Source organism: Pseudoxanthobacter sp. M-2, from assembly GCF_046156265.1.
GTDB lineage: Bacteria > Pseudomonadota > Alphaproteobacteria > Rhizobiales > Segnochrobactraceae > CAMDHY01.
Genome location: NZ_JAWDIR010000011.1, coordinates 23931 through 49824 on the forward strand (window position 1 = coordinate 23931; position 25894 = coordinate 49824).

Annotated in this window: 21 protein-coding genes; 12 read left to right on the forward strand and 9 right to left on the reverse strand. The window is 69.2% G+C overall.

All coding sequences use genetic code 11. From position 1 onward, the window contains the following. Positions 1-128: 128 nt before the first annotated feature. On the reverse strand, positions 129-1019 hold the full coding sequence (locus RUR49_RS05215) for a LysR family transcriptional regulator (RefSeq protein WP_409145313.1): 891 nt from the start codon (positions 1017-1019) through the stop codon (positions 129-131). A 27-nt stretch (positions 1020-1046) separates the two neighbouring features. Then, positions 1047-2012 carry a thioredoxin-disulfide reductase gene (trxB, locus tag RUR49_RS05220; protein WP_409145314.1) on the reverse strand — a complete coding sequence of 322 codons (966 nt, stop codon included), beginning with the start codon at positions 2010-2012 and terminating at the stop codon, positions 1047-1049. Positions 2013-2396: 384 nt separating this feature from the next. Here trxB and RUR49_RS05225 point away from each other — a divergent pair, with 384 nt between their 5' ends. From RUR49_RS05225 to RUR49_RS05235, 3 genes are all read left to right on the forward strand, one after another. Then, positions 2397-3074 (forward strand): 2OG-Fe(II) oxygenase, encoded by a 678-nt coding sequence (locus RUR49_RS05225; RefSeq protein ID WP_409145315.1) that lies wholly within the window; start codon positions 2397-2399, stop codon positions 3072-3074. A 161-nt stretch (positions 3075-3235) separates the two neighbouring features. After that, a complete protein-coding gene (locus RUR49_RS05230; protein ID WP_409145316.1) occupies positions 3236-3652 on the forward strand; it encodes a hypothetical protein in 417 nt (138 codons plus the stop codon). Between the two features lie 266 nt (positions 3653-3918). Then, positions 3919-4581, forward strand: coding sequence for a hypothetical protein (locus RUR49_RS05235; protein WP_409145317.1), 663 nt, complete (start codon positions 3919-3921; stop codon positions 4579-4581). A 40-nt stretch (positions 4582-4621) separates the two neighbouring features. Here the strand turns inward: RUR49_RS05235 and RUR49_RS05240 are convergent, their stop codons facing one another. The 3 genes from RUR49_RS05240 to RUR49_RS05250 form a co-directional block, all read right to left on the reverse strand. Further along, a complete protein-coding gene (locus tag RUR49_RS05240; RefSeq protein WP_409145318.1) occupies positions 4622-5794 on the reverse strand; it encodes a 2OG-Fe(II) oxygenase in 1173 nt (390 codons plus the stop codon). 34 nt (positions 5795-5828) lie between these two features. Next, positions 5829-6518, reverse strand: coding sequence for a 2OG-Fe(II) oxygenase (locus RUR49_RS05245; RefSeq protein ID WP_409145319.1), 690 nt, complete (start codon positions 6516-6518; stop codon positions 5829-5831). Between the two features lie 86 nt (positions 6519-6604). Continuing rightward, positions 6605-7636, reverse strand: a complete 1032-nt coding sequence (locus RUR49_RS05250; protein WP_409145320.1) for a mitochondrial fission ELM1 family protein — start codon at positions 7634-7636, stop codon at positions 6605-6607. 210 nt (positions 7637-7846) lie between these two features. On the opposite strand from RUR49_RS05250, the gene RUR49_RS05255 reads away from it, so the two are divergent. Together RUR49_RS05255 and RUR49_RS05260 are read left to right on the forward strand one after the other, a co-directional pair. After that, complete coding sequence (locus RUR49_RS05255; protein ID WP_409145321.1) at positions 7847-8323, forward strand: Lrp/AsnC family transcriptional regulator; 477 nt, start codon at positions 7847-7849, stop codon at positions 8321-8323. Positions 8324-8646: 323 nt separating this feature from the next. Next, positions 8647-9519 (forward strand): EAL domain-containing protein, encoded by an 873-nt coding sequence (locus tag RUR49_RS05260; RefSeq protein WP_409145322.1) that lies wholly within the window; start codon positions 8647-8649, stop codon positions 9517-9519. Positions 9520-9693: 174 nt separating this feature from the next. Here the strand turns inward: RUR49_RS05260 and greA are convergent, their stop codons facing one another. From greA to RUR49_RS05275, 3 genes are all read right to left on the reverse strand, one after another. Further along, on the reverse strand, positions 9694-10179 hold the full coding sequence (greA, locus tag RUR49_RS05265) for a transcription elongation factor GreA (RefSeq protein ID WP_409145323.1): 486 nt from the start codon (positions 10177-10179) through the stop codon (positions 9694-9696). A gap of 96 nt (positions 10180-10275) precedes the next feature. Further along, positions 10276-13608 (reverse strand): carbamoyl-phosphate synthase large subunit, encoded by a 3333-nt coding sequence (gene carB / locus RUR49_RS05270; RefSeq protein WP_409145324.1) that lies wholly within the window; start codon positions 13606-13608, stop codon positions 10276-10278. A gap of 150 nt (positions 13609-13758) precedes the next feature. Next, complete coding sequence (locus tag RUR49_RS05275; RefSeq protein ID WP_409145325.1) at positions 13759-14067, reverse strand: helix-turn-helix domain-containing protein; 309 nt, start codon at positions 14065-14067, stop codon at positions 13759-13761. Between the two features lie 261 nt (positions 14068-14328). Here RUR49_RS05275 and RUR49_RS05280 point away from each other — a divergent pair, with 261 nt between their 5' ends. The 3 genes from RUR49_RS05280 to RUR49_RS05290 all read left to right on the forward strand — a co-directional run bounded on the left by RUR49_RS05280 (position 14329) and on the right by RUR49_RS05290 (position 16330). Beyond that, entirely contained in the window at positions 14329-14466 is a 138-nt protein-coding gene (locus tag RUR49_RS05280) for a hypothetical protein (protein ID WP_409145326.1), read from the forward strand. 219 nt (positions 14467-14685) lie between these two features. After that, complete coding sequence (locus RUR49_RS05285; protein WP_409145327.1) at positions 14686-15684, forward strand: neutral zinc metallopeptidase; 999 nt, start codon at positions 14686-14688, stop codon at positions 15682-15684. Between the two features lie 91 nt (positions 15685-15775). After that, positions 15776-16330 carry a DUF1003 domain-containing protein gene (locus RUR49_RS05290; protein WP_409145328.1) on the forward strand — a complete coding sequence of 185 codons (555 nt, stop codon included), beginning with the start codon at positions 15776-15778 and terminating at the stop codon, positions 16328-16330. Between the two features lie 23 nt (positions 16331-16353). Here the strand turns inward: RUR49_RS05290 and carA are convergent, their stop codons facing one another. After that, entirely contained in the window at positions 16354-17568 is a 1215-nt protein-coding gene (gene carA / locus RUR49_RS05295; protein WP_409145329.1) for a glutamine-hydrolyzing carbamoyl-phosphate synthase small subunit, read from the reverse strand. A 324-nt stretch (positions 17569-17892) separates the two neighbouring features. On the opposite strand from carA, the gene RUR49_RS05300 reads away from it, so the two are divergent. From RUR49_RS05300 to ppc, 4 genes are all read left to right on the forward strand, one after another. Then, positions 17893-18342, forward strand: a complete 450-nt coding sequence (locus tag RUR49_RS05300) for a GatB/YqeY domain-containing protein (protein ID WP_409145330.1) — start codon at positions 17893-17895, stop codon at positions 18340-18342. Between the two features lie 98 nt (positions 18343-18440). After that, the gene (dnaG, locus tag RUR49_RS05305) at positions 18441-20402 is read left to right on the forward strand and encodes a DNA primase (protein WP_409145331.1); all 1962 of its coding nucleotides are present in this window, start codon (positions 18441-18443) and stop codon (positions 20400-20402) included. Between the two features lie 144 nt (positions 20403-20546). Then, positions 20547-22382 (forward strand): caspase domain-containing protein, encoded by a 1836-nt coding sequence (locus tag RUR49_RS05310; RefSeq protein ID WP_409145332.1) that lies wholly within the window; start codon positions 20547-20549, stop codon positions 22380-22382. Between the two features lie 281 nt (positions 22383-22663). Beyond that, positions 22664-25462 (forward strand): phosphoenolpyruvate carboxylase, encoded by a 2799-nt coding sequence (gene ppc, locus RUR49_RS05315; RefSeq protein WP_409145333.1) that lies wholly within the window; start codon positions 22664-22666, stop codon positions 25460-25462. Positions 25463-25894 lie beyond the last annotated feature (432 nt).

The window sequence follows — 25894 nt, forward strand, 5'->3', positions numbered from 1 at the left end:
ACCACCGTCATCGCCCGGCTTGACCGGGCGATCCATCGTACGGGCGAAAACGGTAGCGAAGCGGGTGGGATGGATGCCCCGGTCAAGCCGGGGCATGACGAGGAAAGGGGGGTGCCCCCGCGCCCCTCTCAATAAACCCAGGTGTCGGCCTTGTTGACGAGGAAGTCGCGGAAGGCGCTGACGCGGGCGGTGTTCTTCAGCTCGGCCGGGTAGACGAAGTAGGTGTTGTACTCGGGCAGCTCGGCCTCGGGGATGAGCTGCACCAGCCCCGCGTCGGCCTCGACGATGTAGTCGGGCAGGAGCGCGAGGCCGATGCCGCGCTGGACGGCGTACTTGATGGCCACCACGCTGTTGATCTTCAGCGCCGGGACGCGCGGGTTGTCGGGGGCGCGGCCGGCCGTCTCCAGCCAGTTCATGTCGCGCAGATAGGTGGCCCCCGATTCGCCGAAGGTGATGAGGCGGTGCTGGTCGAGGTCCTCGATCGTCGCCGGGCTGCCGTAGCGCTTGAGGTAGGCCGGCGAGGCGTAGAGGTGGAAGTGAACGGTGAACAGCTTGCGCTGGATGAGGTCGGGCTGGGTCGGCTGGCGCAGGCGGATGGCGACGTCGGCCTGGCGCATGCCGAGGTCGAGCTCGGTGTCGTCGAGCAGGAGCTGCAGCTGCACCTCCGGGTAGAGGTCGATGAACTCCTGCACGCGCGAGGTCAGCCACGTCGTGCCGAGGCCGACGGTGGTGGTGACGCGCAGGACACCCGACGGCTTCTCGCGGCTGTCGACGAGGCGCGCCTGCACCGCGTCGAGCTTCATCGTCACTTCCCGCGCCGCCCGGTGCAGGAGTTCGCCCTGCTCGGTCAGCAGCAGGCCGCGGGCGTGGCGGTGGAACAGCGGCACGCCGAGCTCCTGCTCGAGCGCGCTCACCTGCCGGCTCACCGCCGACTGGCTCATGTTCAGCGCGTCGCCGGCGTGCGTGAAGCTGCCGGCCTGGGCGGCCGCCTGGAAGATCCTGAGCTTGTCCCAGTCCATCGCGGGACGGGTCGCCGGGGAGGGCACCTATTCCGCCGCTTCTGCGGTCTCGGTGACCGCCGAAAGCCAGCGCTCCGCCTCGAGCGCCGCCATGCAGCCCATGCCGGCGGCGGTGACGGCCTGGCGGAACACCTCGTCGGTGACGTCGCCGGCGGCGAAGACGCCGGGGATGTTGGTGGCGGTCGAGTCCGGCGCCGTCCAGATGTAGCCGTTCGGCTTCATGCGCAGCTGGTCGCGGAACACCTCGACGGCCGGGCTGTGGCCGATGGCGATGAAGACGCCGTCCGTTTCGATATCGCGCGTCTCGCCGGTGCGCACGTCACGCAGGCGCACGCCGGTGACGGCCGGCGGTGTGCCACCACCCAGCACCTCGTCGAGCACCGCGTGCCAGACGACTTCGATCTTCGGGTGGGCGAACAGGCGGTTCTGCAGGATGCGCTCGCCGCGGAAGGAATCGCGCCGGTGCACCACCGTCACCTTGGCGGCGTGGTGGGTGAGGTAGAGCGCCTCCTCGACGGCGGTGTTGCCGCCGCCGACCACCACGACGTTCTTGCCGCGATAGAAGAAGCCGTCGCAGGTGGCGCAGGCGGAGACGCCGTAGCCCTTGAAGCGCTCCTCGCTCGGCAAACCGAGCCAGCGCGCCTGGGCGCCGGTGGCGACGACCACCGTCTCGGCGCGGTAGACCGTGCCGCTGTCGGCGACGAGCACGAAGGGGCGGCGGGAGAGGTCGGCCGAGACGATGGTGTCGTAGACGACCTTGGTGCCCATGTTGATCGCCTGGGCCTGCATCTGCTCCATCAGCCACGGCCCCTGGATGGGGTCGGCGAAGCCCGGATAGTTCTCGACCTCGGTGGTGATGGTGAGCTGGCCGCCCGGCTGGATGCCGGCGATCATCACCGGCTCGAGCATGGCGCGCGCGGCATAGACGGCGGCGGTGTAGCCGGCCGGTCCGGAGCCGACGATGAGAAGCTTCACGTCGACGGTCTCGGCCATAAGTCGTCCCCTCGTGGTATCCCTGCGGTCTCGCGGGCACACGTCCCGGAGCCACACATTCGACGCCATCGGGGCGATTCGGAGGCGACACGCCGGGTCGCGATGTCGCTCGACAGCCGTTCGAACTTCGCCTATGTCGGAACGTGCGAACCGTTGTCAAGGTGGGAGCCGGTCACGCACCCGACATCGGGTCGCTCCCGCGGGCGCCGGCCGGGCTAAGTCTCTGGCTCAGGTCTCTGGCTCCGTCCGTCCCGCGAGATCACGGGTTGCCGCGGATGGACCGCCTGGTCCCCGTCGCGAGCCGTGAAACCCGAAACGCAGGACCTTGGCCACGCACGATCCGCCCGGCCCGATCCAAGACCCGCCCGGCACGAAAGAACAAGCATGACGCGCGAGACCTCCGCTGCCGCCGCCGCCATCCAGGCGGCGTTCTTCGACGCCCTCGAGACCGGCGAGACGCACAAGACGCCCTATCCGCACTGGCTGATGGAGGGGCTGTTCCCGGCCGCCGACCTCACCGCCCTGCAGACGCTGCCCTATCCGGCGCCGGAGCTCGGCGGCGTGTCCGGCACGCGCGAGGCGCACAACGGCACGCGCGTCTATTTCGACCAGCACAACCAGGACACCTATCCCGTCTGCCGCGCCGTCTCGGAGGCCTTCCAGGACGCCGCCCTCGTCGGCCGGCTGGCGAAGGCGACCGGCGCCGACCTCGACGGCACGTACCTGCGCATCGAGTATGCCCAGGACACCGACGGCTTCTGGCTGAAGCCGCACACCGACATCGGCGTGAAGCGCTTCACGCTGCTCGCCTACCTCTCCGACGAGCCGGGCCACGACGGCCTCGGCACCGACATCTATGCGGACGCCGAGACGTGGGCGGCGCGCACCCCCTTCGGTGCCAACAAGGCGATGGCCTTCGTGCCCTCCGGCCACAGCTGGCACGGCTTCGAGCCGCGCCCGATCACCGGTGTCCGCAAGTCGCTGATCATCAACTACGTGACGAACGACTGGCGCGCGCGAGAACAGCTGAGCTTCCCGACGGAGCCCGTGCGGCTGGGGTGAGGGAGAAGCCGCGGGGCGGCGGGCGCGTCCGCACGGCCGCTGCCGTTGGTCCCGAAGGAGCGAAGTCGGCGACGGCCCATAGGGCGGTGAGCGGGCTTCCTGGCGCGCGGCTCCTCGCCACCTTGGCAGGTCGCTGACCGGCATCATGCGCAGGATCAGAGATGGTCATAAACGGACACGAAATTCCGTTCATCCTTCTCAGGCTTATTTCCAAAGATCATTATTTTGTCACTTGCCGTTCGGGCCTGCTGAAAGAAAGATTTGGTATTGCGCAGGATTTTGAAATTGCTCTCTATTCTGCGAGCCGATTGGTTCTTGAAAATTCGATGGTGTATGATCCCGAGGTTGCATTTGCTCACTCACTTGTAATTGGTGGAGCAAGCATTCGCCAAGGGGAGTTGTCGGCTGAGAATATAGTTATCATTGGTTCTATAGAGAAGGAGGAATCTTCGATTGTGATCGATTTTTCTGATCCTGATCGCCTTCCTGTCTTTCATAATACGTGGAACAAGTACCCTAGTACGTGGAGGCTCGCATTCCCAAGTTTGATGGAGTTTTTGTCAAACTTGCGAAATTGAAGGATCAGCTGGCGTAGTTTCTGAGTTTTTGCGGGGCGCCTGCGGCGTGCAGCAGCCAGCAGTATAACACCACGGCGCCGCCGGCCGGCGGCTTGATCGTCATCTGGCGCTCGGGTCTGGCTGGGCGCGAGCCGATGGTTCAGGTTGGCGACGGGAGCCTGCTGCTCGCTGCGTTGGTGGCGGCATTGCGCTGTGGTTAGGTGGGGGCGCCCAGACATGCACGTGAAGCGTTCATCGTCTTGGCGCGGCGCAGGGGGGCGGGTCAGGTGAACAGAAAAGTCAGCGAGACAAAGATATTCAGAAACATGATGGAAGACTATTTTGAGTCGCACGGATTCATTCAAATAGACAAAAATCTTTACGTCAAGCACGTTAACGATGAAATAAGAGCCTCAATCAGCCTGAATTCTGGGACTAAAGTTCCGGGTTTGCTATGGTTTAGAGTGTCCGCGGCGAACGCGAATGCGGAAGCATACGGAATTTCGTCCCTAAAAAAATATGGAGACAGTCTGTACCAGAGCGCTGGTAACTTTCGAAGTAATTTCTCTCATCTCTCCATTTCGCTCGGCGATGCTGTCGGGTGGGCGAACAGAGGCGGGATCTATCTGCCTGAAGTTGGTCATATGGAAGCATTGACGATGCTCGACCGCGGGTTGCGCGCATACTTTTTCCCGCTTCTTTCCGAGGTGACGACATGCAGGAGCCTGTTGCAGCTCCTGTGGCGAGATGAGTACCCCTATGAATGGTACAAGTCCAATGCTGCTTTGCGGATCGCCAACATAGCCTATCTCTCGTATCGAACTGGGGAGGCCGCTTCCGATACTATGGAGCGCGCTGCAAAATATGAGAGCGAGCTGCTCCGCTGCCGTCTGCTGGTCGACCCGCATGCTTATATACAGCTGGTCTTTGACGAGGCTTCAGCAGTCTGATCTTCTCTGCCCGGTGCGATCCCTTTCCAGATATCCCCCCTCAAGCCCTGTAGTTCTCCCCGCGATCCGTGAACTTAGCGTTCTCCTCGCGCACTTTCGCTGCCGCCTCGTCGTAGAGGAAGGGGAGGAAGACGTAGCGGCGGCCGGCGGTGACCGGCGTGACGGCGTGCAGGAGCGAGCAGGAGAACACCACCGCGCCGCCGGCCTCCGGCCTGTAGGTGCGCGGGCCGTATTCCGGGAAGCCCACCTCGCCGCCCTCGTAGTCGTCCGACAGCAGCACGGAGACGGCGAAGCGGCGGTGCGCCGTGCCCCTCGTGGTGTTGTCGCGGTGGGCGCGGAAGTGGCCGCCGTCCTCCGCCGCGTAGCAGGCGACGATGTAGCGCTCCATCCGCGTGCAGGTGAACTGGTGGACCTTCGCGATCTCCGGCACGACCCGGCGGATGATGCGGGCGCGGGCGGCGGCGATCAGGTCCTTGTCCTCGATCTGCACGTCCTTGCGGCGCTTGTGCTTGCCGTCGACGATGCCGACCGTCTTGCCCTCGCGCTCCACCATGAAGCCGGATTCCTCGCCGCCCTGCCGCTCGTAGAGGTCGATCAGCGTGCGGCAGAAGGCGGGCTCGAACACCCGCGGCAGCACAAGCACCGGCGCCGGTATCTCGAAGCCGGCGTGGCGGGCGGGCGGCGGCAGGGCGGCGACGTAGTCGATGACGGCGCTGTCGTCGCCGCCGAGCGGGGCGACGTGGATGACCCGCAGCGTCGGGTCGAGCACCAGCCAGAAGCGGCGGACGGGGAACTTGCCGGCGGCGGGCTCGGCGTCCTTCGGGATCGCGCCGTAGAGGCGGCTCACCTCGCCGTCATAGTCGAGGAAGAAGCGGAAGCCCGGATAGCGCTCGCGCAGGCGGCCCTGCGCCTCGTCGCGCGGATCGAGGGTGATGCCGAAGAAGCTCGCGTGGGCGTCGTCGAAGACGTCGGTGCGCGCCATCGCGGCGGCGATGGCGGAGCGGCCGGTCTCGTCGCTGGCGGAGGCGAAGAAGCACAGCACGACATAGCGGCCGGCGACGGTGTCGAAGGCGTAGGTCGGCTTGGTGAGCGTGCGCTGGTCGAACCATGGCGCGGGGTCGCCGGGGGCGACCACCGCGAAGGGGCGCGGGGCTGGTGCGGCGGCAGGGGCCGGGCTCTCGGTCGTGGTCTGGTTTGCCGCCGCTTCGCTCATGCCGTCGCTGCCTCGCTGCTGCCGGGGGCGTGCTTCACCCCGCCTTCCGGAAGGGGTTGAGCTTCTTCACCACGGTGGAGATGCGGTGGCGGCGCTGCTCGTAGGCGACGACGTCGGCGTCGGTCACCCAGTTCATCTGGATGGCGCGCCGCTTGCCGTCGAAGGGCTCGTGGCCGTGCCAGGACGTCTCGGAGCGGCGGAAGACGAGCAGCGTGCCGCCATGCGGGGGCACTTCCGCGACGTAGTCGTTGAGGTCGGTGCCGTTGCGCAGGATGCGCAGGCGGCCGCCGTCGGCGTCCCAGGCCTCGTTGAGATAGACGAGGACGGTGATGATCTTGGTCTTCGAATCCGTGTGGATCTTGCCGTCGGTCGGCCGGCACCAGCCGCGCACCGTGTACATCGTCGGCCGGCCGGTGAGGTCGAGGCCGAACTTCTCCTCGATCGCCCGTCGGAAGGCGGGGCCGTCGAGTTCGTCCATCAGGGCGGCGAAGCGGCCGCGGATGGTGAGCTCCGACGGCGGATGCGAACCGGGGCCGGGCACGTCCGGATAGTCGGCCAGCACGCCGGCGAGCACTTCGGGGCGCACGAAGGTGGGGACGACGATGTGGTCGTAGGGGTCGGTGGCGAGCGGGGTGGCCGCCAGCGCCGCCATGTCGAGGAAGCCGACTTCGGGGCTGGGTCCGGCGGCCGGACGGTCTGCGCGGGGCTCACTGGAAAGGGTCATGGACTCTCGCGGGCGATCCCGCTCCTCCGGTCGTCGGTCAGCCGGGAGATCGTGCCGGCAGCGCGTGGTGCATGGAGCACCTCGCCTCAAAAGGCGGCGACCCTGTGGCCGCGGGCCGCGAGCAGCGCCGCGATGCGGGCTGCAATCACGGCGTTGGCATTTAAGGGCTCATAGGTCCACGCGGCAAGGGAGCCGTCGGTTACGGCGGCGGCGAGCGCCGCGTCATCGAGCCAGCGCATCGCACCCGCCGCCAGCATCGCGGCGTGGAAGGCGGCGAACTTCGGCGTGCCGCCGGACAGCGGGAAGGCGTAGACGGGCGTGCCGGTGTAGGCGGCCTCGCCCAGCATGTTGACGGAATCGCAGGTGACGACGAGGACGCCGGCGCCGCCGAGGATGCCGAAATAGGGGTTGTCGCCGGTCGTGCCGTCCCACAGCCAACGGCGCTCCGCCGGCAGGGCGGCGGCGAGTGCGGCGTCCAGCGCCGCGAGGCTCGCCGGCGGGGTGCGCCGCGACGGCGTGACGACGACGCTGCCGCCGGTGCGCCCGGCGAGATCGGCGAGCGCCGCACCGAGGCGGGTCGCCTCCTCCGCCGAGAAGGCATAGGCGCCGCTGGTGCCGCCGACGATGCCGCCGATCCACGGCCGCGGCATCGGGCCGAGGCGGGCGGCGAGCGCGGCGGCGCCCAGGTCCAGACGCGGGCGGGTCAGCGTGTTCGGGGAGGTGAGGGTGGTCAGCACGTTCGGTCCGGCGACGCCGTCGTGGACGTTGGTCCAGACGAGGTCGAACCAGGAGAGCGGCGCCACCGGGTTCTGCAGGCAGACGACGAGGGTGCGGCCTTCCGAATGGCGGCGGATCATCCGCGCATACGGGATCGCCTGCCGGCCGGAGACGACCAGAAGGTCCGGCCACGGCGGCGCGATGGCGCCGTCGACGGCCGCCGGTCCCCACGGCGCCAGCCAGCGGAACGGCGGCGACGGGTCGACGCGCTTCACCACCGGGGCGAGCCCGAGCGCCTCGACGACGCCGATGCACTGCACCTCATGGCCGATGCTGCCGGGCGTCAGCGCCCAGGCCGTGACAGGCGCGGGGCTCGGCGCGAGCGGGGAGGGGGAGGACACGGAGATCGGGTGACGCCGCTGTGGGAGGGGTTCGCGACGCCGCTTAGGCCGGCGGGGAGCGGGGGTCAAGGCTCACGGGGTGGGCGCCCGGCGAAAGAATCTGTCGCGTCGCGTTCCGAATCCAGGGGCTGCGTGCTATCAGCGGGCACGTTTTCGACCGGGTGTGACCGCGGGGCCGTTTGCCGGCCCGCGCGCAGCGACGAGGATGCCGTGAAGGTTCGTCTCGACGCGATCGACTGGCGCATCCTCCGCGAGTTGCAGGACGACGGCCGCATCACCAATGTGGAGCTGTCGAAGCGTGTCGGCATCTCGGCGCCGCCGTGCCTCAGGCGCGTGCGGGCGCTCGAGGAGGCCGGCATCATCCTCGCCTACCGGGCGCTGCTCGACGAGAAGCAGGTGGGTTTCGACGTCGCGGCCTTCGCCTTCGTCGGGCTGCACTCGCAGGCCGAGCCGGACCTCACCGCCTTCGAGGCCCGCGTGCGCGGCTGGCCGGTGGTGCGGGAAGCCTGGATGCTGTCTGGCGAGATCGACTTCGTGCTGCAGTGCGTGGCGCCGAACCTGCGCGCCTTCCAGGACTTCGTCATCGGCGAACTGACCTCGGCGCCGAACGTCGCGAGCGTGCGCACGGCCCTGACCATCCGCCAGTCGAAGAACGCGCCGGTGGTGCCGATCGGCGAGGACGTCTGATCGCGGCCGCACGGTGGGGTAGTGGCGGGCCGGCACCCGTCCGAAGCGATGGCGCTTCTGCTTGCCGGCGAAATAACCATGAAACTCGGGGTTCTTCATCCACGGTTGCATTGACACGGCCGGCTCGGTCGGTAAGGCTCTGCCGCCCCGCTGAAATCAGAGGCTGCGCATGGCTCGCCGCAGTAAGCGACGCCTCGCATCTCGTGCCGCTTGGGGAAGCGGCCGGCCGCGGAGAGGGATCACTTGAGCAGATTTCGGCCTTTCGGTGCGCGGCCTGCAGCAGCGGCGCGTGTAAATTCCGTCGCGGACAGAGACAGGCGCGCATGCCGATAAACGGCGATACCGTCCTCGGCCGCAGGGCAGATCTTCCCGGCTACTCCTCCCGCACCGAGGGCTATCGCCTCGCCGGACGGCCGATCGCGGCCACGCCGAGCGTGCCGGCGGGTGATGTGATGACGGCGCGGTCCGAGGATCGCCTGATCCTCTGGTACCAGCCGAAGATCGACGTGGCGACGCGCAAGCTCGCCGGGGCGGAGGGCCTGCTGCGGCTGGTCGACCCCGAACTCGGGGTGTTGAGCCCGGCCGCCTTCCTGCCGGGCCTCACCGGCATCGACATGGCGGTGATCACCGCCTTCGTGGCCGAGCGGGCGATCGCCGACTGGCTGCACTTCGCCGACGCCGGCGAGATCGTCCGCCTGTCGATCAACGCGCCGCCCTCGACGCTGGAGACGGCAGACCTGCCGGAACTGTTCAGCGTCATCCGTCCGCGCCACCGCGACTGGCCGGGCTTGACGGTGGAGATGACCGAGGCGGAGATCATCGGCAGCCTCGAGGCGGTGAACGATGCCATCCACCGCATGACGCAGCAGGCGATCTCGATCTCGATCGACGATTTCGGCGCCGGCTACTCGTCGCTCTCCCGCCTGAAGGAAGTGCCGTTCTCGGAGATCAAGATCGACCGCGGCCTCATCCGCGGCTGCGACCGGGATCCGAGCATCCGCTATTTCCTCAAGGCCGTCCGCGACTTCGCCCACTATCATGGCGCCCGCGTGGTGGCCGAGGGGGTGGAGACGACGGGGGAGTTCCGGGTCGTCGCCGACCTCGGCATCGACGAGGCACAGGGCTTCCTGTTCGCCCGGCCGATGCCGCCCGAGGAGTTTCTCCGCGCGATCCGCCGGCCGTCCTGGTTCGAATAGAGACGGTCGCCGTCATCGGCGACAAAGCGCCGGGGCGCCCCTGCGGGCGCGCCGCTGGCGCTGCACCGCAGCCGTCCGTACCACGAATCGAAAAAGGCCCGGCCGGCGTTCGCGCGGCACGGGCCTCGAAGCAGATGGCGCCGTCGGCGCGGCTGCGGCGTCGCGGCCCGTCGCTCAGGCGTTGGCAGCGATGAACTTCACCGCGACGATCTCGAAGGAGCGCGCTCCACCGGGCGCCACGACCTCCACCTGGTCGCCGACGCGCTTGCCGATGAGGGCGCGTGCGATCGGCGAGGAGATCGAGACGCGGCCCTGCTTCACGTCGGCCTCGACGTCGCCGACGATCTGGTAGACCTTCTCCTCCTCCGTGTCCTCGTCGACGAGGCTGACGGTGGCGCCGAACTTGATGGTGTCGCCGGAGAGCTTGGAAACGTCGATCACCTCGGCCCGCGAGATCTTGTCCTCGAGCTCGGCGATGCGGCCCTCGTTGTGGCTCTGCGCCTCCTTGGCGGCGTGATACTCGGCGTTCTCCGACAGGTCGCCGTGCGAGCGAGCCTCGGAGATCGCCGCGATGATGCGGGGGCGCTCGACCGAAGTCCGATGCTTGAACTCCGCCTCGAGAGAGGCGAAACCGGCGGCCGTCATCGGGACCTTTTCCATCGACCTTCAGACCCTCACGTCCGCCGCGGATCACGGCCCGCGGCAACAGCCATTATAGGCGGTCCACCCCAACGAGGCGGGCCACCACCCAAAGCTTCATACGGCCGTGGTGAAGTAGGATTGCAGCGGACGGACTTCAAGCTCCCCGCTGCTCCAGGCTTCGATCCCCCAAGCCGCGGCGACCGCACCGGCGACGGTCGTGTAGTACGGCACCCGGTGCTGCAGGGCCGCCCGCCGAAGCGACCGGCTGTCCGCCAGGGCCTGCGCGCCTTCCGTCGTGTTGATGACGAGTTGCACGCCGCCGTTGGTGATAGCATCGACGATGTGCGGCCGGCCTTCAAGCACCTTGTTGATCTTGGCGCAGGGCACGCCGTGGTCGGCGAGATAGCGCTGCGTGCCGCTGGTCGCGATGATCTTGAAGCCCTGTTCGGCCAGGAGTTCGGCGGCCGGCAGGATGCGCGCCTTGTCGCCGTCGCGCACCGAGATGAACACGGTTCCCTCGGTCGGCACGGGCGTGCTGGAGCCGATCTGCGACTTGGCGAAGGCCATCGGGAAGTCGCGCGCGAGCCCCATCACCTCGCCGGTCGAGCGCATCTCCGGGCCGAGAATGGTGTCGACGCCGGGGAAGCGGGCGAACGGGAACACCGCCTCCTTCACCGCCACGTGGTCGAGCGTCTTCTTCGTCAGGCCGAAGCTCGCGAGGCTCTCGCCGGCCATGATGCGGGCGGCGATCTTGGCGAACGGCACGCCGACGGTCTTGGCGACGAACGGGACCGTGCGCGAGGCGCGGGGATTGACCTCAAGGACGTAGATGACGCCGTCCTTGATGGCGAACTGCACGTTCATCAGGCCGCCGACGTCCAGCGCCAGCGCCATCGCCCGCGTCTGCCGCTCGAGCTCGGCGATCGTCTCGGGCGAAAGCGAGCGCGGCGGCAGCGAGCAGGCGCTGTCGCCGGAGTGGATGCCGGCCTCCTCGATGTGCTCCATGATGCCGCAGACGAAGACGTCCTTGCCGTCGCAGAGCGCGTCGACATCGACCTCGATGGCGTCCGACAGGTAGCGGTCGAACAGCAGCGGCGTCTTGCCGAGGACCGTGTTGATCTGGCCGGTCTTGTCGTTCGGATAGCGCGCCTTGACGTCCTGCGGCACCAGCGCCGGCAGAGTGCCGAGGAGGTAGTCGGAGAACGTCGCCTCGTCGCGGATGATCTCCATCGCCCGGCCGCCGAGGACGTAGGACGGCCGCACGACGAGCGGGAAGCCGAGCTCGGCGGCGACGAGCCGGCTCTGCTCGACGGAATAGGCGATGCCGTTCATCGGCTGGCGCAGGCCGAGCTTGTCCAGCAGGCGCTTGAAGCGGTCGCGGTCCTCGGCGAGGTCGATCGCGTCCGGCGAGGTGCCGAGGATCGGGATGCCGGCCGCCTGCAGGCCCTCGGCGAGCTTCAGCGGCGTCTGGCCACCGAACTGCACGATGACGCCGACGAGCTCGCCCGCGGTCTGCTCGACGCGCAGGATCTCGAGCACGTCCTCGACAGTCAGCGGCTCGAAGTAGAGGCGGTCGGAGGTGTCGTAGTCGGTCGAGACCGTCTCCGGGTTGCAGTTGATCATGATCGCCTCGAAGCCCTGGTCGCGCAGGGCGAAGGCGGCATGGCAGCAGCAGTAGTCGAACTCGATGCCCTGGCCGATGCGGTTCGGGCCGCCGCCGAGGATCACCACCTTGCGGCGGTCGGTCGGCCGGGCCTCGTCGGCGAGCGCGCCGGCGAAGGGCGTCTCGTAGGTCGAGTACATGTAGGCGGTCGGGGCGGCGAACTCGGCCGCGCAGGTGTCGATGCGCTTGAAGGCGGGGTGGACGCGGTCGCTGGCGCGGCGGGCGGCGACCTCGGCCTCCGTCAGCCCGGCGAGGCGGGCGAGGCGGGCGTCGGAGAAGCCCATCGCCTTCAGCGACCGCAGACCGGACGCCGTCGGCGGCAGCCCGTGGGCACGCACCTTCGCCTCGGTATCGACGATCGCCTGGATCTGCTCGATGAACCACGGGTCGATGCGGCAGGATTCGATGATCTGGGCGTGGTCGACGCCGAGCCGGAGCGCCTGCGCCACCTTCAGGATGCGGTCCTGGGTGGGGACGGCGAGCGCCGCGCGGATGGCGTTCTTGTCGTCGCCGAGGCCGAGGCCGGGGATCTCGATCTCGTCGAGGCCGGTGAGGCCGGTCTCGAGACCGCGCAGCGCCTTCTGGAAGGATTCGGCGAAGGTGCGGCCGATCGCCATGACCTCGCCGACCGACTTCATCGAGGTCGTCAGCACCGGGTCGGCGCCGGGGAACTTCTCGAAGGCGAAGCGCGGGATCTTGGTGACGACGTAGTCGATCGTCGGCTCGAAGGAGGCCGGCGTGGCGCCGCCGGTGATGTCGTTCTCGAGCTCGTCGAGCGTGTAGCCGACGGCGAGCTTGGCGGCGACCTTGGCGATCGGGAAGCCGGTCGCCTTGGAGGCGAGGGCGGAGGAGCGCGAGACGCGCGGGTTCATCTCGATGACGATGAGCCGGCCGTCGGCCGGGTTGACGGCGAACTGCACGTTCGAGCCGCCGGTCTCCACGCCGATCTCGCGCAGCACCGCCAGCGAGGCGTCGCGCATGATCTGGTATTCCTTGTCGGTGAGCGTCAGCGCTGGCGCCACCGTGATCGAATCGCCGGTATGCACGCCCATCGGGTCGATGTTCTCGATCGAGCAGATGATGATGCAGTTGTCGTCCCGGTCCCGGACGACCTCCATCTCGTACTCCTTCCAGCCGAGCACCGATTCCTCGATCAGCACCTCGTTGGTCGGCGACGCGTCGACGCCGCGCTCGACGATCTCGATGAACTCGGCCTTGTTGTAGGCGATGCCGCCGCCGGTGCCGCCCATCGTGAAGGACGGGCGGATGATCGCCGGCAGGCCGATGATGTCGAGGGCCGGCAGCGCCTCGGAGAGAGAGTGGGCGAGGATGGAGCGCGGCGTCTCGAGGCCGATGCGCTTCATCGCCTCGCGGAAGAGCTCGCGGTCCTCCGCCATGTCGATCGCCTCGGCGGTGGCGCCGATCATCTCGACGTCGAAGCGCTCGAGCACGCCCATGCGGCGCAGCGACAGCGCGGTGTTGAGCGCGGTCTGCCCACCCATCGTCGGCAGCAGCGCGAAGCCGCCCTTCACGTTCGGCCGCTCCACCTCGATGATGCGGGCGACCACCTCGGGCGTGATCGGCTCGATGTAGGTGGCGTGGGCGAGATCGGGGTCCGTCATGATCGTCGCCGGGTTCGAATTCACCAGGACGATGCGGTAGCCCTCGGCCTTCAGCGCCTTGCAAGCCTGCGTGCCGGAATAGTCGAACTCGCAGGCCTGGCCGATGACGATCGGGCCGGCACCGATGATGAGGATGGTGTCGATATCGGTGCGTTTCGGCATGGGATCCCGTGGCCGTGCGCGCACCACCCGTCGCGGCTCGTCGCCGGCGCGGTCGGTGCGGTCATGAAGGGGAGCCGTTAGGCTCGCGGGCTTATAGGGGAAACGGCCGGGCTCTGGAAGGGTTTTGCCGCGCTGTCCGGCCGCAGACGTTCATTCGGCGGGCGCGGGCTCCGGCACCGGCGGCGCGGCGTCCTGCAGGCGCGATTCGGTGACCCCGTCGAAGTCGGCGACGCCGTGGGCGAGGGCGGCGCAGGCGAGGCGCACGGTCTTCGGGATCACCACCGGCTTCCCGTCGCGCTTGCCCTTCTCGTAGTACTGGATCATCCGCTTCTTCAGGCCGAGCCGGTCGGCAGCGTCGCGCTGCTTGAGGCCGAGCGCCTTGCGCCAGGCGCGGAACTGCTCCGGCGCCATCACCTGCTCTTCGTCGACCGTGTCCTCGTCGTCCAGGCGACGTGCCATCGATCGCTTCCTTTTCATCCGGGGTTGTCCGCGCGGCGAGAGCCCGGCGGCTCCACGGCCCTAGCACGCGGGGCGGGGCGGCTGCCACGCGAAAAGGCGCGCTGAATGCGCTTTTCTGCTTGAACATGACGCACACGGTGCGCATATTCGGAACCAAGGCGCACGGAGTGCCGTTCTGTCACCCACCGCGACAGACGAGCGCGCGCGTGCCGAACCCCGTCCGGCTGACAGCTGGTCGAGCAACCACGAGGAGGCCCTGCGATGCTGAACACGCTCATTCTCGCGCGTGCCGTCGTCATCGACGAGCGCCTGGACGGCAGCCACACGCCCACCGAGGCGCAGGTGGTCGCCGCCGCGGGCTGGCCGATGCCACGCTGGCTGCGCGCCCTGTTCGCCTGACACGCTCGACGTCCGCACCCATCGGGGCGGACCTCGCGGTCAGGCGGGGCACGGGGCGCAGAGGGGCGCTGCGACGGCGACGTCGCGGCGCCCCTCTCGTTTTTGCGTCAGCGTTCCGCAGCCCCACGAGGGGCCATCGGGAACCTTATCGTCCGTGCAGCGTCTGCTATGCTGACGGCTGCGCCCGAAGGGGGACGTGGCGGCGCGGGGACATGGCCGATGCGTTGGCAAGGGCGGCGGGAAAGCCAGAACGTCGAGGATCAGCGCGGCGCTGGTGGCGGCGGTGGTTTCCGGGGTGGCTTCGGCGGGGGCGGTGGCGGCTTCCGGCTGCCGACCGGCGGCGGTCGCGGGCCGATCCTCGGCGGCGGCCGCATCAGCATCTGGATGCTGCTGATCGTCGGCGTCGTGCTCTGGTTCATGGGCATCAACCCGCTGGTGCTGCTCGGCATCGACACGGGGCCGACGGTGGAGCAGTCGCAGCCGCGGGCGCCGGCGCCGGGCGGGCAGGCCGGCGGCGGCGGTCAGGTGGCGACGACCCCCGCGCCGGGATCGACCGGCGCTTCGGGAGCTCAGACGGCCGACGAGATGAAGCGCTTCGTCTCGGTGGTGCTGGCCGAGACCGAGGACGTCTGGGGCGAGCTCTTCAAGGTCGCCGGTCAGCGCTACAAGGAACCGACGCTGGTGCTGTTTTCCGGCGGGGTGTCGTCGGCGTGCGGCTTCGCGAGTTCGGCGAGCGGGCCGTTCTATTGCCCGGGCGACAGCAAGGTCTATCTCGACACCGAGTTCTTCGACCAGCTCGACCGCCGCTTCGGCGCGCCGGGTGACTTCGCGCAGGCCTACGTCATCGCCCACGAGGTCGGCCACCACGTGCAGAACCAGATCGGCGTTCTGCCGAAGTTCAACCAGATGCGGCAGCGGATGAGCACGGCGGAGGCGAACGCGATGTCGGTGCGCGTCGAGCTGCAGGCCGACTGTTTCGCCGGCGTCTGGGCCCACTACACCGACCAGAAGGGGCTTCTGGAGGCCGGCGACCTCGACGAGGCGCTGAACGCCGCCCAGCAGATCGGCGACGACACGCTGCAGAAGCGCCAGCAGGGCTATGTCGTGCCGGAGAGCTTCAACCACGGCACGTCGGAGCAGCGGGCGCGCTGGTTCCGCACCGGCTTCGAATCCGGCCGCGCCGACGCCTGCGACACCTTCAACGCCGACCGCATCTGAGGCGGCTCCCGCGGGGCGACCCCGCGGTCACGGCTTGCCCGCCGGCGCCGGGGCGGCGATTGTCGCGCCGCCGCAGGACGGAGCCGCAGCGATGAGTGACGATGCCGTGCGGGCGCTCGCCCGCAATCTTCTCGACGCCGGCGTCGGCGAACTGACGGCGCGCGAGCGCAAGGTGATCCTCAAGCTCGCGGAGCGGACGTCGGTCGCGCGCGACGTCAACACCCAGTTTGACGAGCAGCTGTCGTTCGGCGACCGTCTCGCCGACCAGGTGGCCGCGGTCGGCGGTTCGTGGGGCTTCATCATCGGCTTCGGGGCGGTGATCGTTGGATGGGTGGGACTGAACTCGCTGCTGCTCGCGCAGTGGGGCGAGCCGTTCGACCCCTATCCCTACATCTTCCTCAACCTGATGCTGTCGATGCTGGCCGCGATCCAGGCGCCGGTCATCATGATGTCGCAGAACCGCCAGGCCGAGAAGGATCGCCTCGCCGCGGCCCACGACTACGAGGTCAACCTGAAGGCCGAGATCGAGATCATGGCGCTGCACGACAAGCTCGACCAGCTGCGCACCGAGCACATCGCCGCGCTGGTCGAGCGGCTCGACCGGCTGGTCGAGGGTCGCGCCGCGGCCGGCGACCAGGCGACCTGAGGTCGCCGCGCCGGCCCCGGCGATCACTCGCGCTCGGGCAGCGTCTCCTCGCCCTTGGCGGCGCGGATGAGGTTGACGAAGCGGGTGAAGAGATAGTGGCTGTCACGCGGGCCGGGCGAGGCCTCGGGGTGGTACTGCACCGAGAACACCGGCCGGTCCTTCAGGCGGATGCCACAGTTCGAGCCGTCGAACAGGGAGACGTGAGTCTCCTCGACCGCCTCCGGCAGGCTGCCGCGCTCGACGGCGAAGCCGTGGTTCATCGAGGTGATCTCGACCTTGCCGGTGGTGTGGTCCATCACCGGATGGTTCGCCCCGTGATGGCCCTGGTGCATCTTCGCCGTGGTGCCGCCGAGCGCGATGCCGAGCATCTGGTGGCCGAGGCAGATGCCGAACACCGGCAGGCCGGCATCGACGACGCCGCGGATCGCCGGCACGGCATATTCGCCGGTGGCGGCGGGGTCGCCGGGGCCGTTCGACAGGAAGACGCCGTCGGGCTTGTGGCCGAGGATGTCCTCGGCGGTCGCGGTCGCCGGCACCACGGTGACGCGGCAGCCCTGGTCGGCGAGGAGCCGCAGGATGTTGCGCTTGATGCCGTAGTCGATGGCGACGACGTGGTGGCGCGGCGCCTCCTGGCGGCCGTAGCCCTTGTCCCACGCCCAAGTCGTCTCGTCCCACGTGTAGGTCTGGCGGGCGCTGACGTCCTTGGCGAGGTCGAGCCCGACGAGGCCCGGCCAGGCGGCGGCCTTCGCCTTCAGGTGGGCGAGGTCGAACACCCCGTCCGGCGCGTGGGCGATGACGCCGTTCGGCATGCCCTTCTCGCGGATGAGGTTGGTCAGCGCACGGGTGTCGACGCCCGACAGCCCGATGATGCCGCGCGCCGCCAGCCAGCGGTCGAGGCGGCGCATCGAGCGGTAGCTCGAGGGCTCGGTGACGGGGGCGCGGACGACGCAGCCGCGCACGCCGACCACGTCGGCCATGCCGACGGTCTCGACGTCTTCGTCGTTGGTGCCGACGTTGCCGATGTGGGGGAAGGTGAAGGTGACGATCTGGCCGGCATAGGAGGGATCGGTGAGGATCTCCTGGTAGCCAGTCATCGCCGTGTTGAAGCACACCTCGGCGACGGCGCTGCCGGTGGCGCCGAAGCCGGCGCCTTCGATCACCGTGCCGTCGGCCAGCACGAGAACGCCGGTCGTCGGCGCTTCCTGCCAGCCCGGGGTGGCGGGGGCATAGTCTTGCATGGCACGTCCCGAGGATTATCTACGAGGCGCGACGGCGCGAAGCGGGCGCACGGCCGGCCGACTGGACAGGGCGATAGGGCAAAGCGGCCGCGGATGCAATGCAGCGCGGTGCGGACCCGGGTCCCGCGAGGTCGTCTCGGTCGGATGGCGACTTGCAACTTTGTCGACATCATGGCAGGTGACTGGACGCCCGCCGGCGCCGGCAGAAAATTCAGGCGATCCTGAAGTTGGTGGAATTTCAACGAGATGAGTGACATCTCCGGGTTTGCCAGCCCCTCCGCTGCACGCTACTCTGCTGCTTCGGGACGTGGGTCGGAGACCTCCATGCGGGATCGGATCGCGGCTGCCCTGAAGGCCGCCGCCGATGCGGACGACAGGCGCCGGGCCTGTACGCTGCGCCTCATCGCCACCGCCGTTCGCGATCGCGACGGGGCGAGCCGCGGGCGCGGCTGCGACGGCATCGGCGATGCCGAGGTCCGCGCGCTGCTGCTCACCATGATCCGCCAGCGCGAGGAATCGGTCCGCGAGTACGAGGAGGGCGGCCGGCTCGACCTCGCCGAGGAAGAGCGCCGCGAGATCGAGGTGATCCGCGAGTTCCTGCCGCCGCAGCTCGACGAGGGCGCCATCATCTCCGCCTGCAAGGAGGTGGTCGACGAACTCGGCGCCCATGGGCTGCGCGACGTCGGCCGCACGATGGCCCGCCTGCGCGAGCGCTATCCCGACCGCATGGACTTCGGCCAGGCGAGCAGCGTCGTGAAGGACCTGCTGCGGTAGGGCGCAGCCGCCGTCGTGACGGTGGAAATCCACGCCTGATCTGTGCATCCGGCGTGTTCTACGCCGGCCTGTCCGCCCGTCTGTGATAGGGAGGAGCCATGCGCTTTCCCGAGCATCTCCTGGACGAGATCCGCACGCGGCTGCCGCTCTCGGAGGTGGTCGGCCGGCGGGTGACGTGGGACAAGCGCAAGTCGCAGCCGCAGCGCGGCGATCTCTGGGCGTGCTGCCCGTTCCACCAGGAAAAGTCGCCGTCCTTCCACGTCGACGACCGCAAGGGCTTCTACCACTGCTTCGGTTGCGGGGCCTCCGGCGACCACATCCGCTTCGTCATGGAGACGGAGGGGCTGTCGTTCCCCGAGACGGTGGAGCGCCTCGCCGGCGAGGCAGGCGTGCCGCTGCCGGCGCGCGACGCCGAGAGCGAGCGCCGCGACATGCGCCGCAAGGGGCTCGCGGAAGCCGTCGAGCTCGCCGCGCTCTATTTCGAGCAGCGCTTCCGCTCCGGTGCCGGTCGCGAGGCGCGTGAGTACGCCGAGCGGCGCGGGCTCTCGCCGGAGACGCTGCACGCCTTCCGCATTGGCTACGCCCCCGGCGACCGTGATGCGCTGACCCGTCATCTCGTCGCGTCGGGCGTCGATGAGGCGACGATCGTCGAGGCGGGTCTCGCCGGCCGGCCCGAGGACGGCCGCGCCGTCTACGACCGCTTCCGTAACCGCCTGATGATCCCGATCCACGACGCCCGCGGGCGGGTGGTGGCGTTCGGCGGGCGGGCGCTGGCCGCGGGCCAGGAGCCGAAATATCTCAACTCGCCGGAGACGCCGCTGTTCTCCAAGCGGGCGCTGCTGTTCAACGCCCACCGCGCCCGCGAGGCGGCGCACACGAGCGGCTCGGTCGTGGTCGTCGAGGGCTACCTCGACGCCATCGCGGTGTCGCAGGCGGGCATCCGCGGCGTCGTGGCGACGCTCGGCACGGCGTTCACCGAGGAACAGATCCGCGCGCTGTGGCGGCTCGCGCCGGAGCCGGTGATCTGCTTCGACGGCGACAAGGCCGGCATCGCTGCCGCCCACCGCGCCATCGACCGCATCCTGCCACTGGTGGAGGCGGGGCGCTCGTTCAACTTCGCCTTCCTGCCCGAGGGCAAGGACCCGGACGACCTCATTGCCGATGGCGGCGCAGCGCGCTTCCTCGCCGAGGTGAAGGCGGCGGCCCCCCTGTTCGACGTGATGATGGAGCGCGAGCTCGCCGGCGCCCGCCTCGACACGCCGGAGCGGCGGGCGGCGCTCGAGAAGCGGCTCGATGAACTCGTCGGCACCATCCGCGACGCCCGCGTCTCGCGGGAGTACCGCGCCGCCCTGAAGCTCCGGCTGTCGGAGCGGCTGTGGCGCAGCCAGGGCGAGCGGGCGGCCGCGCGTGGACAACAGCAGCGGGGAGAGCGGGGGCGCCCGTCTGAGCCGCCCGGAGCCGCGCTGAATGGCCCGCTGACGACCCCGCCGAAGGAGCCGGGTGCCGTCGACCGGCTGGTGCTTGGCCTGCTCGTCGAGCATCCCGGCCTCGTCGCCGCCCACTATGAGCGCATCGCCCACCTGCCGCTGCGCAGCGAGCGCCACCGCGCCTTCCGCGACGCCCTGCTTGATGTTGTCGCCGACGCCGCCCACGGCGGCGGCGAGCACGAGGATGTCGCCGCCGGCGAGGTGCTCGCCCGCCTCGACGGGCCGTTCTTCCAGATCCTGCGCGAGGTGCACGGCGGCGGCCAGGGGCTGCGCCGGGCGTTCGGGCTGCTCACCTTCCATCCGAGCGCCGACTTCGTGGAGAGGTACGTGCTGCTCCTGATCGAGAAGATCGAGATCGCCGTGCTCGCCGAGGAGATCGAGGCGCTGACGCATGCCGCCGGCGAGACCATCGACGAGGAGACGTGGCAGCGTCTCCTGGCGCTCAGCGCCGAGCACGCCCGCCGGGAGGGCGACTACCAGGCCGACGAGCGCGCGCTTGCCGACGAGGCCCGCAAGATCCGCGCCGCCTACGGCGCCGGCGCCACCCTTTCCATCGAGGCGGCGGGCGGGTAGTCGGCCGCGCCTCCCGGTGTGGATTCGGCGCGGGGATGCTGCATCTAAAGCGTTAGTGATTTGGCGTCGAACAACCTGTGAGTGATGATCCATCATGATGCCGGTCGGCGTCCGCCAACCGGTATCGGTGAGGGGGGAACGCACATGGCGAAGACGATCAGAATCCTCGGCGTACATGGCTTGGGCGATCATCGCACATCGTCCTGGAAGGCTGACTGGCAGGCGGCGGTCCGCGCCTGCTTCGATGCCGACACCGAAGTGACGCTGCAGTTCGAGTTCGTCGAGTACGACGAAATCTTCGACGACACGGACCTCGACTTCCTCGACACGATGAAGGCGCTTTGGAAGCTCGGGCTGAGCGGCCTCGGCGGCCTGACGCGCCGGCAGCGCGGCATCGGCGAAGTCTCGGATCGCGTGCGGTGGACAGCGGGCTACGTCGTCGCGTGGGTGGAGGACGAGGAGTTTCAGGCCCGCACGCGCGAGCTGGTCCTCGACACCGTGAGGGACTTCAAGCCGGACGTGATCCTCGCCCACAGCCTCGGCTCGCTCGTGACCTACAACGCCTTCACCCATGCGGAGGCTGCGGGCGGTGCGGTCGCCAAGGCGCTGAAGGCGGCGCGCTACGTTACCCTCGGCTCACAGATCGGCAACCCGTTCGTCGTCGGCAACCTGACGCACGGGCGCATCCAGATGCCGCCGGTGCGCCACTGGCACCATCTCTACAATCAGCATGACGACGTGTTCACGGCCGAGATCCGCCTGCAGGGCGTGGCCGACTTCACGCAGTTGCTGACGCCCTTCGACATCCCCGGCGTCGGCGATCACGCGGCGACGGCCTACCTCACGCACAACGTCACGATCGGCTCGCTCTGGCGGCCATTGGCGCTGGTCGCAACGGGGGCCAAGGCGCTCGGCAAGGCGGTGGACCCCTGGGCCCGGACGGTGCCCCGCCGGACGACCGCGAAGCCGGGGCGAAAGGCGCTTCTGGTCGGCATCAACGAATATCCGCGGGAGTCCGACCGGCTGGCCGGCTGCGTCAATGACGTGTTCACGATGAGCGCGGTGCTGCAGGAGTGCGGCTTCGCGCCGGAGGAGATCCGCACGTGCCTCGACGACCGCGCGACCGCGAGCGGCATTCTCTCGCGTCTCGAGTGGCTGCTCGACGATGCCCAGCCCGGCGACCAACTGGTCTTCTACTACTCCGGCCATGGCGCCCGCGTGCCGGAGTACGGCGAGTTCGAGGAGCCGGACCGGCTGACCGAGACGCTGGTTCCGTGGGACTTCGACTGGACGCCGGAACGGTCGATCTCCGACGAGCAGATCTACGGCCTCTACAGCCAGCTTCCCTATGAGACGCAGTTCATGCTGCTGTTCGACTGCTGCCACGCCGGCAGCATGCACCGGCAGAGCGGCGCCAAGGCCCGCGGCATCTCTCCGCCGGACGACATCCGGCATCGCCAGCTGAAGTGGCACCTCGATACGCAGATGTGGGTCGATCGCGACTTCGCGCCGCTGAATGCTGCCTTCAGCCCGGACAAGGAGGCCAACGACCAGTTCTTCGGCGAAAACCGGGCCACCGTCCGACTGGGACGCGCCGCCATGCTCCGGCGCGACAGCGAGAAGCAGTACCGGAGCGTTGCCGGTGCCACCAAGAAGAAGCCGGTCGGGCCCTATCTCCCGCTCATCATCGAGGCGTGCGGCGAGAACGAGTTGTCCTACGAGTACCGGCACGGCGCGACGAGCTACGGCGCCTTCACGTTCTGCCTGGCGAGTGTGCTGCGTGAGGAGGCCAAGATCTCCTACAAGGATCTCGTCGCCAAGGTCGGCGAGCGCCTGAGCCAGCTGCAGTACGACCAGCGCCCGCAGATCCTCGGACCGACCATCCACATGGATGCCGAGGTGCCCTGGCGCACCGGCCAGGCGAACAAGCGGCCGCGTCGGGGCGGTCCGGGCACATCGACGCCGCAGCTTTCGGGCTGACGGCCCTCCCGCAGCCGCGGAAGCCCTCTGGTATGGCGCGTGAACCACCCCGCCGTTCTGCGGCGGGGTGAGTGTCGGGCGTTGTGCCGTCTCCGGAATGCCGCTAGTGGCGGGACGCGACACGAACCGGACGGACGAGCGGACGAGGCCGCCGATCCGGGGACATGATCGCGTCGTCGCGCGGTGTCATCCTTCCACATCCGCCTCGGCCGACAATCCGCCCCCGCCGTGGCATGGGGCTTGCCAGACGGAACGTGATGAACCGAGCTTCCGAGGACACCGTGCGTCAGGATCCCGTGCGCAAGACCGCTGTCGATATCGCCGCCGTCGACATCGCTGCCGTCGAGACCGATCCCGACCAGCCGCTGAAGGACGACGTCCGGCTGCTCGGGCAGATCCTCGGCGACACCATCCGCGAGCAGGAGGGCGAGGCGACCTTCGAGCTGATCGAGGCGATCCGGCGGCTGTCGGTGTCCGACCAGCGCAAGGCCGACCTCGCCGCCCGCCGCGAACTCGACCGGCTGCTGACGCGGCTGTCGCCCTCCGAGACGGTCTCGGTGATCCGCTCGTTCAGCTATTTCTCCCACCTCGCCAACCTCGCCGAGGACTGCCATCACCTGCAGCGGCGCAATCGCGAGGAGGCGCTCGAGGAGGAGACGGAGGGAAGCCTCGCGAACTCCTTCGCCCGCCTCAAGGCGGCTGGCATCGGCTCCGACAAGGTGGCGCGGGCGCTGTCGCGCAGCTTCGTCTCGCCGGTGCTGACGGCGCACCCGACCGAGGTGCAGCGCAAGAGCACGCTCGATGCGGAACGCGCCATCGGCGAGCTTCTGGCGGTCCGGCGGTCGCTTCGCGGCGGGCGGGCTCGGGCCGGAAACGACGCGCTCCTGAAGGCGCGCATCGTCCAGCTCTGGCAGACGCGGCTCCTGCGCTACACGCGGCTCACCGTGCGCGACGAGATCGAGAACGCGCTCGGCTACTACCGCACCACCTTCCTGAAGCAGATCCCGCGCGTCTACGAGGAATTGGAGAGCCATGTCGGCCGGCCGGTGGCGCCGTTCCTGCGGATGGGCAACTGGATCGGCGGCGACCGCGACGGCAATCCCAACGTCACCGCCGAGACGCTGACGATGGCGCTCCGCCGCCATGCCGAGATCGTGCTGCGGCACTATCTCGTCGAGGTGCACGAACTCGGCGCCGAGCTGTCGATGTCGCGCCGCCTCGTCGACTGCACGGCCGACCTCGTGGCGCTCGCCGACCGTGGCGGCGACGACAACGGCCACCGCGAGGACGAGCCCTATCGCCGCGCGCTGACGGGCGTCTACGCCCGCCTCGCCGGCACGCTCCGGGCGCTGACCGGCACCGAGGCGCTGCGCCACGCGGTGGCGCCGGCCTTGCCCTATGGCGGGCCGGAGGAGTTCCTGGCGGACCTCGCGGTGATCAAGGAATCGCTCGAGCGCCATCATGGCGGGCCGATGGTGGGGGTGCGGCTCGCGCCGCTCATCCGCGCCGTCGAGGTGTTCGGCTTCCACCTCGCCACCACCGACATCCGCCAGAGCTCCGACAAGCACGAGGCGGTGATCGCCGAGCTGCTGTCGGTCGCGCGCCTCGAGCCGGACTATTCGGCGCTTGTCGAGGAGGACAAGCGGGGACTGCTGTTGCGGCTGCTGCAGGACCCGCGGCCGCTGCGCGTGCGCGGCGCCGAGTATTCGGAGCTCGCGGTCGGCGAACTCGCGATCTTCGAGGCGGCGCGGACGCTGCGGCGCGAGTTCGGCCGCGAGGCGATCCGCCACTACATCATCAGCCACACCGAGAGCGTCAGCGACCTGCTCGAGGTGCTGCTGCTGCAGAAGGAGTGCGGGCTGATGGCGCGCACGCTCGCGCCGGCCGACGCCTCGCTCGCCACGGTGGACCTGATCGTGGTGCCGCTGTTCGAGACGATCGAGGACCTGCGCGCCGCCGAGCCGATCATGCGCGCCTTCTACGACCTGCCGGGCATCGAGACGCTGGTGCGCAACTCCGGCGCCGAGCAGGACATCATGCTCGGCTACTCCGACAGCAACAAGGACGGCGGCTACTTCACCTCGAACTGGGAGCTCTACCGCGGCTCGACCGCGCTCGCCCGCCTGTTCGACGCCAAGCCCGGACTGACGCTGCGCCTGTTCCACGGCCGCGGCGGCGCCGTCGGGCGCGGCGGCGGGCCGAGCTACCAGGCGATCCTGGCGCAGCCGCCGGGCACCGTGAAGGGCCAGATCCGCCTGACCGAGCAGGGCGAGGTGATCAACGCCAAGTACGCCAACCCCGAGATCGGCCGGCGCCATCTCGAGACGCTGACGGCGGCGACGCTCGAGGCGACGCTGCTCGCCCCCGGCGAGGCGGCGCCGCCGGAGTTCCTGCAGGCGGCGGCGGCGCTGTCGGAGCTGTCGATGCGGGCCTATCGCGGCCTCGTCTACGAGACGGAGGGCTTCACCGACTATTTCTTCGCGGCGACGCCGATCGCCGAGATCGCCGAGCTCAACATCGGCTCCCGCCCCGCCTCGCGGAAGGCGAACCGCCGCATCGAGGACCTGCGCGCCATTCCGTGGAGCTTCTCGTGGGGCCAGAGCCGGGTGGCGCTGCCCGGCTGGTACGGCTTCGGCTCGGCCGTCGAAGGCTTCCTCGCCGGCGACCCGGCGGAGCGGCTCCTGCTCCTGAAGCGGATGGGGGCCTCGTGGCCGTTCTTCCAGGCGTTGCTGTCCAACATGGACATGGTGCTGGCGAAGGCGGACCTCGGCGTCGCCCGCCGCTATGCCGACCTTGTCGCCGACAAGGCGCTGGCGGAGCGCATCTTCGCGGCGATCGAGGCGGAGTTCGACCGCACCGTGAAGGCGCTCGACGCCATCACCGGCACCAGCGAGCGCCTCGCCGACAACCCGACGCTCGCCCGCTCGATCGCCCACCGCTCCGCCTACATCGCGCCGCTCAACCATCTGCAGGTGGAACTGCTGCGGCGCTGGCGGGCGGGCCAGGTCGACGAGAAGGCGCAGCGCGGCATCCTGATCTCGATCAATGGCATCGCCGCCGGGCTGCGCAACACCGGCTGACGGGTCGCTCCGACCCGTCTCGCGCGGCGACATTCTGGAACAGCTTGCAGTTTTGCGGCGAGACGCTATCTAAGCGACCCGGCCGACCGTGGCCCGAGACAGGTTTCGGCCTGGTTCGCAAGAGGCCGCGAAGGCCCGGGCTTCAATCGCCGGCGGCGTGCGGGGGCGGAGCGGGAGATCGAGGCGCGACGGGGCGGTAACGCCTCGGCGCATTTATTGTTTGGCGATCCTGCGTCGCCGCGACCCGTTTTTCCGGCCAGCCCCCCACTGGGACGGCCGGCCCCGCATGGCGGGGAAGGGCGTGGCACCCTACCTGTAGGTCGGGAGAATGGCGCGAGGCTGGTGCGGCCGGGTCAAAGCGGCCGCCGACGGGACCGGTCGCCCCGGACCGCCGTGACGCATTGAAACGACAAAGACGACCTGGAGCAGAAC

What these genes read in the sequence shown, in the direction of transcription:
- RUR49_RS05240 (WP_409145318.1), bottom strand. Translation starts at nt 5,794, where the DNA reads ATGAGCGAAGCGGCGGCAAACCAGACCACGACCGAGAGCCCGGCCCCT.
- RUR49_RS05260 (WP_409145322.1), top strand. Translation starts at nt 8,647, where the DNA reads ATGCCGATAAACGGCGATACCGTCCTCGGCCGCAGGGCAGATCTTCCC.
- RUR49_RS05285 (WP_409145327.1), top strand. Translation starts at nt 14,686, where the DNA reads ATGCGTTGGCAAGGGCGGCGGGAAAGCCAGAACGTCGAGGATCAGCGC.
- carA (WP_409145329.1), bottom strand. Translation starts at nt 17,568, where the DNA reads ATGCAAGACTATGCCCCCGCCACCCCGGGCTGGCAGGAAGCGCCGACG.
- RUR49_RS05230 (WP_409145316.1), top strand. Translation starts at nt 3,236, where the DNA reads ATGGTCATAAACGGACACGAAATTCCGTTCATCCTTCTCAGGCTTATT.
- dnaG (WP_409145331.1), top strand. Translation starts at nt 18,441, where the DNA reads ATGCGCTTTCCCGAGCATCTCCTGGACGAGATCCGCACGCGGCTGCCG.
- RUR49_RS05300 (WP_409145330.1), top strand. Translation starts at nt 17,893, where the DNA reads ATGCGGGATCGGATCGCGGCTGCCCTGAAGGCCGCCGCCGATGCGGAC.
- carB (WP_409145324.1), bottom strand. Translation starts at nt 13,608, where the DNA reads ATGCCGAAACGCACCGATATCGACACCATCCTCATCATCGGTGCCGGC.
- RUR49_RS05290 (WP_409145328.1), top strand. Translation starts at nt 15,776, where the DNA reads ATGAGTGACGATGCCGTGCGGGCGCTCGCCCGCAATCTTCTCGACGCC.
- trxB (WP_409145314.1), bottom strand. Translation starts at nt 2,012, where the DNA reads ATGGCCGAGACCGTCGACGTGAAGCTTCTCATCGTCGGCTCCGGACCG.
- RUR49_RS05280 (WP_409145326.1), top strand. Translation starts at nt 14,329, where the DNA reads ATGCTGAACACGCTCATTCTCGCGCGTGCCGTCGTCATCGACGAGCGC.
- RUR49_RS05245 (WP_409145319.1), bottom strand. Translation starts at nt 6,518, where the DNA reads ATGACCCTTTCCAGTGAGCCCCGCGCAGACCGTCCGGCCGCCGGACCC.
- RUR49_RS05225 (WP_409145315.1), top strand. Translation starts at nt 2,397, where the DNA reads ATGACGCGCGAGACCTCCGCTGCCGCCGCCGCCATCCAGGCGGCGTTC.
- RUR49_RS05310 (WP_409145332.1), top strand. Translation starts at nt 20,547, where the DNA reads ATGGCGAAGACGATCAGAATCCTCGGCGTACATGGCTTGGGCGATCAT.
- RUR49_RS05275 (WP_409145325.1), bottom strand. Translation starts at nt 14,067, where the DNA reads ATGGCACGTCGCCTGGACGACGAGGACACGGTCGACGAAGAGCAGGTG.
- greA (WP_409145323.1), bottom strand. Translation starts at nt 10,179, where the DNA reads ATGGAAAAGGTCCCGATGACGGCCGCCGGTTTCGCCTCTCTCGAGGCG.
- RUR49_RS05215 (WP_409145313.1), bottom strand. Translation starts at nt 1,019, where the DNA reads ATGGACTGGGACAAGCTCAGGATCTTCCAGGCGGCCGCCCAGGCCGGC.